The organism is Tepidibacter hydrothermalis (assembly GCF_029542625.1).
Lineage (GTDB): Bacteria > Bacillota > Clostridia > Peptostreptococcales > Peptostreptococcaceae > Tepidibacter_A > Tepidibacter_A hydrothermalis.
This window is the reverse complement of record NZ_CP120733.1, coordinates 89,194-103,463: the sequence shown is the minus strand read 5'-3', so window position 1 is coordinate 103,463 and position 14,270 is coordinate 89,194. Positions and strand designations below refer to the sequence as shown.

General features: G+C 29.1%; 8 protein-coding genes. All 8 read right to left on the bottom strand.

Annotated features, from left to right (window positions below; genetic code table 11):
- Positions 1 to 99: 99 nt before the first annotated feature.
- The 8 genes from pepF to P4S50_RS00290 all read right to left on the bottom strand — a co-directional run bounded on the left by pepF (position 100) and on the right by P4S50_RS00290 (position 14,243).
- A complete protein-coding gene (pepF, locus tag P4S50_RS00325) occupies positions 100 to 1,929 on the bottom strand; it encodes an oligoendopeptidase F (protein ID WP_277732518.1) in 1,830 nt (609 codons plus the stop codon).
- Positions 1,930 to 2,390: 461 nt separating this feature from the next.
- Entirely contained in the window at positions 2,391 to 3,974 is a 1,584-nt protein-coding gene (locus P4S50_RS00320; RefSeq protein ID WP_277732517.1) for a YcdB/YcdC domain-containing protein, read from the bottom strand.
- Positions 3,975 to 4,232: 258 nt separating this feature from the next.
- Positions 4,233 to 5,540 (bottom strand): 2-hydroxycarboxylate transporter family protein, encoded by a 1,308-nt coding sequence (locus tag P4S50_RS00315; RefSeq protein ID WP_277732516.1) that lies wholly within the window; start codon positions 5,538 to 5,540, stop codon positions 4,233 to 4,235.
- A 42-nt stretch (positions 5,541 to 5,582) separates the two neighbouring features.
- Positions 5,583 to 6,755: an NAD(P)-dependent malic enzyme gene (locus tag P4S50_RS00310; RefSeq protein ID WP_277732515.1), complete on the bottom strand. Its 1,173-nt coding sequence runs from the start codon at positions 6,753 to 6,755 to the stop codon at positions 5,583 to 5,585.
- Positions 6,756 to 7,167: 412 nt separating this feature from the next.
- A complete protein-coding gene (locus P4S50_RS00305; RefSeq protein ID WP_277732514.1) occupies positions 7,168 to 7,857 on the bottom strand; it encodes a response regulator in 690 nt (229 codons plus the stop codon).
- The gene (locus P4S50_RS00300; RefSeq protein WP_277732513.1) at positions 7,854 to 9,440 is read right to left on the bottom strand and encodes an ATP-binding protein; all 1,587 of its coding nucleotides are present in this window, start codon (positions 9,438 to 9,440) and stop codon (positions 7,854 to 7,856) included. Before P4S50_RS00300 ends, P4S50_RS00305 begins: the two co-directional genes overlap by 4 nt.
- A 197-nt stretch (positions 9,441 to 9,637) precedes the next feature.
- Positions 9,638 to 11,815 (bottom strand): YcdB/YcdC domain-containing protein, encoded by a 2,178-nt coding sequence (locus P4S50_RS00295; RefSeq protein ID WP_277732512.1) that lies wholly within the window; start codon positions 11,813 to 11,815, stop codon positions 9,638 to 9,640.
- A 238-nt stretch (positions 11,816 to 12,053) separates the two neighbouring features.
- On the bottom strand, positions 12,054 to 14,243 hold the full coding sequence (locus P4S50_RS00290) for a YcdB/YcdC domain-containing protein (RefSeq protein ID WP_277732511.1): 2,190 nt from the start codon (positions 14,241 to 14,243) through the stop codon (positions 12,054 to 12,056).
- Positions 14,244 to 14,270: the final 27 nt, after the last annotated feature.

Below are 14,270 nucleotides of genomic sequence, written 5' to 3'. Positions count from 1 at the left end.
GTTATTTTTATACGGTAATAGGTCTATTATACCATTTCTCCATATTAGTTTGTAGTAATTTCATTTGTTATTTTTTTCATTTTTCTGAAAAATCACTTGTTATCCAGCTAGTTTTTCAAGTTCATTCACCAAACTTTCAAACTTTTTAAGTGCATCATTTATACATTTAGTATCATTCATATCTACACCTGCTTTTTTCAGTATATCTATAGGATAATCAGATCCTCCAGCAGCTAAAAAATCTAAATATTTATCATTTTTACCACTTAATATATCTTGAGATAAACTTATAGCAGCACAACATCCTGTAGCATATTTATACACATAAAAATTTGAATAAAAATGAGGTATCCTACTCCACCATATAGAGCATATATCATCCATTTTAAAATCTTTACCATAGTATTTTTTCATAAGACTTCCCCAAAGCTTATTCAAATTATTAGATGTTAAAGCCTCTCCTTTTTCAGCTCTATCGTGTATAATTTTTTCAAACTCAGCATACATAGCTTGAGTGTATATACTTCCCCTTATAAGATCTATATAACCTTGTATATAATACATTTTTTCATCTTTAGTTTTAGAATTCTTTATCAAATGCTCAAATAACAGAGCTTCATTAGTTATAGATGCTACCTCTGCAGTAAATATTGGGTAATTATAGTTTACATACTCTTGATTTTTAGAAGAATAATAATTATTCATTGCATGGCCCATCTCATGTGCAAATGTAGATACACCACTTAATGTATTATTATAATTTAAAAGCACATAAGGATGAGTATCATAACTTCCCCATGAATAAGCTCCACCTCTTTTATTTTCACTAGAATATACATCTACCCATCTATTATCTATTCCAAAATTCAAATCTTCTACATACTGCTTACCAAGAGGACTTAAAGCCTTGCTTACAATCTTTTTAGCCTCCTCGTATTCTATTTTTTTGTTGTTTTCTTTCAAAGGATTGTACATATCATAATAATGTATCTCATCAAGCTTTAATATTTTCTTTCTAAGAGCTACATACTTATGGAATACATCTAATTTATTATTCACCTCTATTATTAAATTGTTGTACAATGATACATCTATGTTATCCTTATCAAGAGATGCCTCAAGAGATGTTTTGTAATTTCTAGCCTTTGAATAAAATATATCCCTCTTGACTTGACCTGATAGAGCCGATGCCAAAACATTTATATTTTTTTTATAGCTTTCAAATTCTTGCACAAATGCACTTTTTCTAGTTTCACGATTATCATCTTGTAGTAAACTAGAATATTCCCCAGGAGTAAAATTCGTCTTTCTATCTATATCTTTAAATGAAGTATAAACATTCTCTGGAGTACTTGCCACCCCTTTTGATAAAGACAAGATTCTCTCCTCTTTATCTGATAGCATATGCTCCTTTGACTTATACAAATTATTCAAATAAAATTTATACGGCTTTAACTTAGTATTATTCTTTACAAACTTATCTATAGTCTCCTTTGGAGTATTTAAAATCTCAGGCTCTATAAACGATACACTACTACTAAGTTTAACACTCAAATAACTTATATTATCACACATAGTTAGATATTTATTATTTGAAGTATCTGTATCTTTACTCATATAAGCATACGAATAAAGCTTTTCAAGCATTCTACTCATATTGTCAGTTGTATTTAAAGCCTCATATAAATACCTAGATCCTCTTGAAAGCTTACCCTTATAAGCTTTTATCTTGGGTATATTGTTCTCAAGTATCTTATAATCTCTCTCCCAATCAGAATTAGAAGAATATATATCCGAAAGATTCCACTTATACTTATTAGTGTTTTGCTTATTACTAAATACAGATACAGTCTTAGTTTCTAAACTATAAAAAGAAAACAAGCTTACAATCAACACAGCTATAATAGATAATTTATATACCTTTTTCATAAAAATCCTCCTAACCATACTTATATATAATTAGGTTGTGTATTTTTTTTGAAATTATAATCAAATTCATGTATTTAATCCAAAATAAATGACATTAAAATACCGCTCAAGTATTAATGCCATTTATTTTGTAAGTTCAGATTTTAATCTTTAAATGCATTTAAATGTATATTATCTACAAAACCACATTAAAAATTACGTGCATTGAAATGTTAGCTACTTTTTGGTTAACCTTTTTCTATAAAACTTAGATTACGAATACTTAATATACGTTAAAAAACTTTTTTGTTTGACCATAGGGAGTTTAAAAATTTTAGAATATTGAGTATACGTAATCTTTAGTTTTATAAAAAGGTTAACTAAGTAGCGGTATTTTTATGCTCGTAATTTTAGGCTTAACTTCCATATGATTTTTTATTATAAAAAAAGATGGCTAATTTATTAAATTAGCCATCTTTTAATTAATTCATCTTTATTATCTCACCATCATAATCCAAAAATTCTCCAGTTAAAGCATCTACATACTCTATATCGTCCATTCCTTCTTTTTCACTCATCTTATACATTAATCTTGTCTCTGTTTTCTTACTTTCTTGATCGTATATATCTACATAACAAAGCTTGACTTCATTTTTATCAATATATAACTGTTTTATTTTTTCAATATCCAAAGCTTTACTCTGATCTTCAAACTTCTTACTATTATCCCAGTATCCTTCTATAGATACTATATTATTATTATTTAAATCAACATATACTCTTGTAGTGTTGTCTATATATTTTGCTCCATTTACCACTCTATTAAATTTATATCTTCCAATACTATTATAATGCATATTTCCTTCTTTATCCTTATACTCTCCATTAATTTTTCTTATTTCAGTATCTATATTAGCAGCCTTACTTTGACAATTATCTGCTAAAACCTGTAAAGCTCTTTCATATCCATCTTCCCATGTATATTTTGGCTTTACATCTGTTTCGCCCCATTTATCAAAATTAGTATCCATATGTATTATTTCTTTATTGTTTTTATCTATTACTATCTTACCATTTACTTCATTTTTTTCTTCATCTTTATAACTGAATTTAACTCCCCAAGCTTCCCCTTTTGATGTCTTTTTATTTTCAACATCCACAAGTTCTTCTATGCTAGTTATAGTTATATCTTTATTTAATAACTCTTTAATTTTCTTTGTTACATAGTCTCTTGTTTCTTGCTCATTTAAGTTATAGCTTGGCATTTTTATTGATACTGATTCTTTATAATTTTCTTTACTCATCATACTTCTGTCCATATTCTTTATATAATACTCAAGTTCACCATCTTTAGCATCTATCATACTTGAATTTTTATAATAAGGCGCATATACAAACTTTGCTTTTTCCTTTTCGCTTCCATCTTCATTGTATGTATCTATGTACATAGGTCTCATTTCTATATTGTCTTCTATAATTTTTGCAGCCTTAGATTTATCTATTACATTTTCAACTTTTGGCATATCAGTATTGTCATCCCAATTTAAACTATAATCAGATACTCTATTAAGTTCTCTATCTACAGTTATATTTATTCCTTGTTGATCAAACTCTATATCATTTAAAACTCTTTTGTATTCAAAATCAAAACTATAATCATCTTCTTTTTCAATACATTTAGTATTTTTTACTTTGTCTGGATGCATTTTATTAATTAAATCATCTGCTAACTTTCTAGCCTCAGACTTAGTTAATTTCTTATTATTTTCACCACGTTGATATATATATACACTAGATACAGTTTTATCTGGTTCAATACAAACATCTACATCCATATAGTTTTTATCTTCTTTGCATATATTTATATCCCAAGCTCCTTCTTTATAACTCTCCATAACTGTAACTTCAAAATTATTATCAACATCTATATCGAAGTATTTCTCAACAGTATCAACAGCTATCTTCTTAGCTTCATCCTTACTTAGATTCTCATCTGCAAAAGCAAATACACAACTACTAATAATAAAAACAAATACAAATAAACTTAATATAAATCTATTCTTCACAAAAACGCCCCCTTACTTTTTTTGTATATATAAGATGATAATACCATATTGTGGTTGATTTTTACAACACAAAAAGACTGTTAACATTTTTTTGCTAACAGTCCTTTTTTATAACGAATAGGAAATTATATTCCTTTTAAAGTTGTAGATAAATATAATTTTCGTTATGAGTTTTAAGCAACGGAGTTTGATAAGACTCGTTGGCGCCATGCAATTTTAAAAAAGTTTACATTTAAGATTCTTTTAAAGAATAACTTTTTATACAAATAGTGATAACAAGCTAGTAGCTAGAATTAACATGAATGCTCCACCAATACGTGATGAAATTTGAGCAAATGGCATTAACTCCATTCTCTTACTTGCAGATAGTACTGCTACATCTCCAGTTCCACCCATATTTGCCATACATAAGCCTCCAGTTATAGATGCTTCTATAGGATAAAATCCTAAGAAGTGACCCACAAAGCCCGAACCCATTGTAGCTCCTACAACAGTAGTAAATACTAATACTATATATACTAACGATAAAGAACTTATAACTGCATTTAAATCCGTATATGCTACACCTATTCCTACTAGTAATGCTGGTGTAAAGTTTGTCATAACAAACCTAAACCACTGAAATGCACCTTTTTCATACTTTTCAGGTACAATACCTAATACTTTTACAATAGCCACACTTATAATCATTAAAGCGTATGAGTGTATAGGAATGAACTTAGCTAACATCTTACCCCATACGAAGAAAGTAGTAGATAGTAATATTCCTATTCCCATCAATTTATAATCAAGTTTTATAACTTCTTTTGATTCCTCTTTGATATCATCCTGTGCCTTCATTAATTTTCCATTTCCAGTTAAATTCTTTCTTTTCTTACCTATTTTATCTAATAATCCAGCAACAACAATTGCCATGGCATTTCCCAACGCAAGCGCCGGAACCATCTTCGACATCATATTAGCAGGATCAACATCTAATACCTGTCCAAACATTTCCGCAAGCGGAACTGCTCCTGCTCCCATACCGCCTCCCATAATAGGAATAGCTATATAAAGTATTGCTTCCTTTGCTCCATATCCCATAATCATACCAACAAGTCCTGTTAATCCTAGAGCAGCAATAACTCCACCAATAATAACAGGTAAATATCTTATAGATGCACTAATTAAAAGCTTTCTATCCATACCCAAAATACTACCTGTTATAAGTGCTGCAATGTAAAAACTTAAAAATCCTTCACCCTTCATAAAGCTAGTCATAATTTCTTTTGAACTCTCTGGTAGTATTCCGTATGTTACTAATGCTGCAGATGCAAATATAATAACAATTGCACCTCCACCTAAATAATCTTTTATTATCGGCAAACGATTTCCTAACTCGTTCAGTGATGCACCTACAACCATCATAAGAGGTAGTGCTCCAATCATACCTTTAGGGAGTACTCCCATATAAGTTGCTCCTAAAATAACTATTGATAAAATCATAAACATAGGAAGTGATATTCCCATTATCTCAAAGCCTTTGTTTTGCCTTACACTTTTATCAGTATTTACAGTAGCTGACATATTATTTCCTCCTTTTTTATTTTATAAAAACTCATATAATTTCTAAATTCTTGCAATACCTGTATCCCTAGCAGCCTTCTCAACTGCACTTGCAACAGCTTCTACAATTCTTGTATCAAAAGGTTTTGGAATAATATATTCCTCATTCAATTCGCTCTCTTGTATTATCTCTGCAATAGCATTAGCCGCTGCAACCTTCATCTCTTCGTTTATATCACTTGCTCTTACTGCTAATGCTCCCTTGAATATTCCTGGGAAAGCCAAAACATTGTTGATTTGATTTGCAAAATCAGACCTTCCAGAACCAACTACTCTTGCTCCTGCTTCTTTTGCTAAATGAGGCATAATTTCTGGAATAGGATTTGCCATTGCAAACACAATTGCATTCTTATTCATAGAAGCTACCATCTCTTTTGTAACAACATCTGGTGCTGAAACTCCGATGAATACATCAGCATTTTTCATTGCATCTTCTAATTTTCCCTTTTCATTGTTAGGGTTTGTAATCTTAGCTATTTCTTCTTTTAATTCATTATTACTTTCTTTGCCTTCATACAATATTCCATCTATACCGCACACTAAAATATTTTTTGCATCCATATTAAGTAGCATCTTAACAATTGCAGATCCTGCTGATCCTGATCCATTTACTACAATCTTTATATCTTCCCATCTTTTATTTACGAGTTTTAATGAATTTATTAATCCTGCAGTTGTTACAATAGCAGTTCCATGTTGATCATCATGAAATACTGGAATATCTAGTTCCTCTTTAAGTCTTCTTTCGATTTCAATACATCTTGGAGCAGAAATATCCTCAAGATTAATTCCTCCAAAAGTAGGAGCTATCTTTTTTACCAAATCTACAATCTCATCTACATCCTTTGTATCAACACATATAGGGAATGCATCTACCCCTGCAAACTCTTTAAAAAGTACAGCCTTTCCTTCCATTACAGGCATTGCAGCCTCCGGTCCAATATCTCCAAGTCCAAGTACCGCAGTTCCATCACTTACAACCGCAACTAAATTTCCCTTTGAAGTATACTTATAAACATCTTCCTTATTTTTTGCAATTTCTCTACATGGCTGTGCAACACCTGGTGTATATGCTACACTCAATTCATCCTTATTAGTTACAGCAACCTTAGATACAACACTAATCTTTCCTTTGTATTCCTCATGCACCTCTAATGCTTTTTTAGAATAATCCATGTTTTCATCGCTCTCCTTTATGTTTTAAATTAATTCTCCCTATTCGTTTGTGTTAACTTAAATGTTATGTTGTTTCGTCAGTATTTTCAATATTTACAACTTATTCTAAATATTTAGTAAATTAAAAATATATTGTTATTTATTTTTCAAATTTCAAATACCGTATAAACGTTAAAAAACTCTTATTGACAATACATTATCAATAAGAGTTTTATTTTTTTATATACTAAGCAACGCAGCCTGTAAGGATCGTTGGCAACATAAGTCACCGAGTTAGCGAGTAGACGAATTTTTTACAATATAGGAGATTATAAAGTTTTCAATCTATACATAACATTGATTAGGAACTACACTTGCAACTATTTTTGAGCAACGGAGCCTGTAAGGATCGTTGGCGGCATGAGTCACCGCGTTAGCGAGTAGACGAATTTTTATACTTATAAAGATATGAAGGTCTTCCCCTAGAGCCATACTCTATTTTTTTCTCAACACTCCCTATTTCATCTAGATAATCTAAATACCTTCTAATCGTAACTTTTGACATACCCATATTTTCTGATATAACTTCACTAGATAGTAACTCATCTTTGTTCTCTTTTAAAAACTTCATTATTCTATTTAATGTGAATTTATGCAATCCTTTTTTTAAATCTTTTTCTTTCTCCTGCTTATATGATTTCATAAACAACTTATCTATTTCCTTTTGTTCTACAAAAGGCTTTTTAACTAATAAATTTTTCCTATCTTTATAATTTAATAATGATTTTTCTAATCTATCAAATTCAAATGGCTTTACCAAATAGTCTACTGCACCTAACTTTAAGGCTTCATTAATTTTCTCTGTATCATTTGCAGCAGTAACCAATATAAAGTCTATCATTTTATTTTGACTTCTAACCATTCTAAACAGTTCCATCCCATCTATCTTAGGCATGTAAATATCTAATATTACCAAATCGATTTTACTATCATCTATTTTTTTAATTGCATCTTCTCCGTTATTTGCAACACATTCAACCTTAAATCCATCTATTTTATTAACAAATCTTTTATTTAATTCTGCCAACATAGGATCATCTTCTACAATAAGTACATTAATCATCCCTTGACCTCCTTAGGTATTTTAACTAAAATGCTTGTTCCTTCTTTATACTTAGAGTCTATACTCAATTCACCATCTAACTTCTTAATACTCTTCTCAACTAAGAATAATCCTGTTCCTCCTTCGTCTTTTTTTGTTGTAAAACCTCTTTTGAAGATTCGCTGTATATTTTCCTCTTCTATACCTATTCCATTATCATGGACTTCTATTTCTATAAAATCATCAACATCCTCTATTCTAAAATAGATTTCTCCATCTTCTCCTTTTCTTACAATAGCCTCCATAGCATTGTCTAGTAAATTCCCAATAATAGTTACTAAATTTTCATTTTGTATATTTTTATAGTATTTCTCAAGATAGCAATTTTCATATAACTCCATATCTACATTCAATTCCTTAGCTCTATTTAACTTGCCAAGTATAATTGCTGATATAGTTGGATTCTTTATACTCTTTGTAAGAAAAAACCTTGTTTGTTCCTGCTCTTTTACAATATCTTTAATATATTTTCTTAACTCATCTATCTCATCTAGCTTTATAAGCCCTAATATAACATGTAATTTATTCATAAATTCATGAGTATTTGCCCTTAGTGCTTGTACAATTTGCCTTACACCTGTAATTTCTTCTGCCAATCTCTTGACCTTTGTTCTATCATTGAACGATGCCATGGCTCCTATAATTTCATCTCCATCCTTCATAGGAACCCTATTAGTTAGTATAACCGTATCATTTATAATTTGTTCTTCGTTATACTCACCTTCTCCACTTTTTAAAACTTCCAATAATCTACTTGTTGGAAATACATCTAATACATACTCTCCTATTACATTTGGTTTCTTTATATTAAGTATTTTTATAGCATAATCATTAACTAAAGTAATTTTTCCATTTGAATCAATGGCAATAATACCTTCTATTATAGATTCAAGCATAGCCCTATTTTCCTTATACAAATATACAATTTCATAAGGCTCTAATCCTAAAAGACTATCTTTTGTTCTCTTTGCAATTACTAATGCACCTATTATTCCTAGAATTATTCCAAACAAAGTAAATCCAAATATAGTTAAAAGAGCATCTTCTCTGAAATCTTTAATATCCTCATATAGTACTCCAACCATCACAAATCCAATTTGCTCATTTTCATAAAAAATAGGCTCAAAGGCTCTAATAGAAATTCCAAGCGTTCCCTTGGCTTTTGATATATAACCCACACCTTCATTTATAACCTTTACTTCATCTCCTCCTACAAAACGTTTTCCAAGCTTGTCTGGATTTGGATGAGCATATCTTATTCCATTCATATCAGCTATAGTAATAATATCTACTTCATCTAATTCATCTAATAGTTTGTGCGTACTTTCTTGAATTTTTTCAAAATCTTTTTCCTTAAGTGCACTTTGAACATCAGGTGAACTAGCTAATATTAAAGATACATTTTTTATATTATCCTCTACCTTATTTTGAATATTATCTAATGACCATTTTCCTATAAATAAAATACTCATACCTATTGATACAAGAATTAATATTATTATTGGTATAGTAATCTTAGTTTGAAAAGAAAGATTCTTCTTCATGATTATCACCTCATCAATTCTATAATTACATAATATTAAGTTCATTGCAACAATTCTTAAAAATCAAACAATTGTTTTTTGGATTTTATAATCTCATAATAAACAAAAATACCCTATAAGGTAGGCTTTTTAATTGCCCACTTTATAGGGTACTTAATCTAACTTTAATTAAAATTTCAGCTTAAAACATATTACTATTATTGTATTTCAGGATTTGATAAAGCCTTGTATATACTCACAGCCATCTCTGTCATAGTAGCATTATCCTTAGGTCTAAAACTTGAATTACCTCCATTTATTATTCCAAGTCCCTTGCACACAGCTACATATCCTTTGTAATTATTATCTATACTAGCCTCATCACTAAATTCAAGTGAATATACACCTTTCATATTTGCCATTTCTTCTTTATCTATAAGCTTAACTATCATCTTAGCCATCTCTTGTCTTGTTATCTTAGAATCCTTGTTGAAGTTTTCTTCTTTATTCTCTACAAATCCATACTCAACTGCAAGCTTTATATAAGACATATCTTCATCATTATCTTTTATATCTTTGAACTTAAGATCCTTAATATCATTTGCTCTATAAGTGTTATAACCTTTAGCATTTACAACCATCTTTATAGCATCTATTTTAGATAATTCTTTATTAGGTTCAAACTCTTTCAAATCTATTATCTTATTATCACTTAGTATTGTAAGCTCTTTTTTAGCCCAATGATCTTTTACTTTATCAGAATAGTTTTTATCATCATTTTTCTCAAATTTATTTCCACTATAATCTAATACTTCTCCAGTAACTGAATCTATATGTGCTATCATATACATATCTTTTATGCTATATAAAACTTTTGTATTTTCAATATCTTTTCCATTTTCAATATTGAAATAACCTAATTTTATATCAGCATTATCAAAGTATATATCCTTAGCTTTATCTTTATCAATTACATTTTCAACAGTTGGGAATTTAGCTTCTTTATCCCATCTATATTCTATCTCTGTTATATCACCTGTTTTAACATCAATACCTACACGTATACTATTGTTTTGATAATCTATTTTGTCATTAACTCTTGCGAAGTTATAGTGATATGTTTGTGTATTTATTTTTCTACCATTGATATAAACATAAGAGTCTTCTTCTATTAATTTAGTATTTATGTCCTTAATATTATATCCATAATACTTACTCAAAATATCTACTGACTTATCATATCCTTCACTCCAGCTTAACTTAGGATCGAATTCCTCCTCATCATCAAAATTATAAGAATCAAATGATATCAGTTCACCTGTAAGCGCATTTATATATATACTTCCATCTAAATCTTTGTTTTTAACATCAAAATTAGCTCTCCATATATTTTTTCCTCTTGCTCTAAAGCGTGAACTATTTTCTTCATATCTTAATCTATCAATTTCAAAATCATCTTTTATAATTTCTTTTGCAATAGATTCAATTATATCCTTAGCCTCTTTTTCTGTTAATTCTGTGCTTCTCTCTTTAGGCTGAGTACTTTTTTCATATATTTTCTCTTTTTCTTCCTCTTTTATATCCTTATATTTTAATTCATTATTTAATCCGTCCCATCCAACTACTTTTCCACTTTTAGCATCTACTAAAAATCCTTTTTCACATTGTGGAACATAAGATAATTTTATATCCTCAGAATTCCCATCATAATTTTTATCTACATCATAATATACAAGTTCCATATCAACATTATCCTTTAATATCTGCTGAGCCTTGTCCTTAGATATAACATCTTTATTTTCATCAAATTTCATATTGTAATCCCAATTCAATCTATAACTTTCAACCTTACCTGTATTTCCATTGACTTCTATTTCTATTGTATTTTGTTCAAAGTCAAGTCCATTCTCCTGTCTTACATATACAAAGTTATAATTTGGCCCTCTAAAATTTCTTGAAAAATAACTATCATCAGCAAGTCTTACCTTAGTACTCTCATTAGGATTTATTTTCTTTAAAAAATCATCAGCTATTTTTTTAGCTTCTTCCTTTGTCATAGTTGCAACTAGTCTATTTTCATCCCAAGTATCATATCTAAACCCTACTATTTTACCATTAGTAGAATCTATTTCTACATCTATATCTACGTCTATATCATCCTCATGCTTATTCCAATTCATACTCCACACACTTATATCTCTATAATTATCCTCTTCAAGCTCTAATCTAGATTCAAACTTATTATCTAATTGTATCCCGAGATAATTTTTTACCACATTCTCACTGATCTTCTTAGCCTCATCCTTTGATATATTAGATTGAGCAAAAGATAGTATCGAACCAAATAATACAAAAAGTACTGTAAAAATACTTAACACAATTCTTCTAAAATTCATACCGTCCCCCCCTTGTTAATACGAACCCTTTACCATTATACTATATTCTTGTAAATAAATTACATTTTTTCAGTACATTTTATAATTCTTTTTTGATATAAAGTTCCTCTTAACTTAGAACCGAGTTATTATCTCAAGCATTAATAATGTTAAGTCTTAGATATCTTAGCTTTTGGATAAATTTAAAAGGGGCTAATTCTAGCCCCTTCATTAATATTTCTATTCAAATATATTGCTATTATTCGATTCCAGACTTGGATAAAGCGTTGTATATAGTTACAGCCATCTCTGTCATAGTAGCATTATCCTTAGGTCTAAAACTTGAATTACCTCCATTTATTATGCCAAGACCCTTGCATACAGCTACATATCCCTTGTAGTTACTATCTATACTAGCTTCATCACTGAATTCAAGTGAATATACACCCTTCATCTTAGCCATTTCTTCTTTATCTATAAGCTTAACTATCAACTTAGCCATTTCTTCTCTTGTTATATTAGAATCCTTGTTGAAGTTTTCTTCCTTATTTTCTACAAATTCATACTCAACAGCCAATTTTATATAAGATAGATCTTCATCATTATCTTTTATATCTTTGAACTTAAGATCCTTAATATCATTTGCTCTATAAGTATTATAACCTTTAGCATTTACAACCATCTTTATAGCATCAATTTTAGATATTTCTTTACTAGATTCAAACTCTTTCAAATCTATTATATGGTTATCACTTAGTATTGTAAGCTCTTTTTTAGCCCAATGATCTTTTAATTTATCTGAATAATCTTTATCATCCTTCTTGCTGAATTCATCTCCATTATAATCCAATGCTTTTCCAGTGATTGCATCAACTTTATCAAATCCATATCTGTCTTCTAATTTATATGCTAAAGTGGCTTGTTTATTGTTTTCTTCTTCATTCCCAATAGTAGTGTAACCTAATTCAATATCACTATTATCAAAGTATATCTCTTTTGACTTATCTTTATCAACTATATTCTTACATTCTGGAAACTTAACATCATTATCCCATTCATATTCTATTTCTATTATATCTCCAGTTATTGCATCAACACCTATAGATATACTATTGTTTTCATATTGTGTTTTATTGTTAACTCTTGCAAAAGTATAGTAATATGAATCTGTATTTATTTTTTTGCCATTACTATAATAATAACCTTTTTGCTCTACTAATTTAGTATCCAAATCTTTTATATTATATCCATAATATTTACTTAAAGTATCTATAGCCTTGTCATATCCTTCACTCCAAGTAATTTTAGGAGTAATATCTTCTTCATCTCTAAAGATATAAGTATCAAAAGATATAATTTCACCTGTAAGTGCATCTATTGACACTCTTCCATCTCTATCTTTGTCTTTAATATCAAGCTCAGCTTCCCATATTTTTCTTCCTCTTGCCATATAGTAATCGTCATTTTCTTCATATCTTAAGAAATCAACTTCAAAATCACCTTTTACAAAATTTTTTACAATAGAGTTTATTCTATCTCTAGCCTCTTTCTCTGTTAATTCCGTACTGTGTTTTTGAGGCTTAGTGCTATTTTTATATATTTTTTCTTTTTCTTCATCTTTTATATCCTTGTATTTTAACTCATTTTTAGCTCCATCCCATCTAATCATATCTCCGTTTTTTGCATCTACTAAAACGCCTTTTTCATTATATGGCTTATAATATAGCTCTATACGCTCAGGTTTATTGTCATCATTTTTATCTATATCTGAATATACAAGCTTCATATCAGTATTGTCTTTTAATATCTGTTTTGCCTTTTCTTTATCTATAAGATCTTTATTATCATCAAATTTCACATTATAATCCCAATCAAGTCTATACAATTCTACCTTACCTGTATTTCCATTGACTTGTATCTCTATATTATTTCCTCTAAACTCAATTCCATTTTCCTCTCTTACATACTCAAAATAATACGGTGCTCCTCTAAATCTTTGTGACATATAATTATCATCATTAAGTTTCACCTTACTACTTTCAACAGGATTTATTTTCTTCAAAAAATCATCAGCTATTTTTTTAGCTTCTTCTTTTGTCATACTAGGCATCGATCTATTATAATCATTATGACTCCAATTATGATATCTTAATGCTAATATTTTGCCACTATTAGAATCTATTTCTGCATTTATATTTATGTCTACATCCTCTTTGTACTTATTCCATCTCATACTCCATACAGATTTATCTCTATATTTTTCGTCTCTAAACTCTACTCTAGATTCAAATTTATCGTCTAACTCAACACCCATATAGTTCTTTAATGCATTTTCTGCTGTCTTCTTTGCTTCATCCTTTGATATATTAGGCTGTGCAAAAGATAATATAGAACCGCACAATACAAAAAATACTGTAAAAATACTTAAAATAATTCTTCTAAAATTCATTCCGTTTCCCCCCTCATTAATATATAT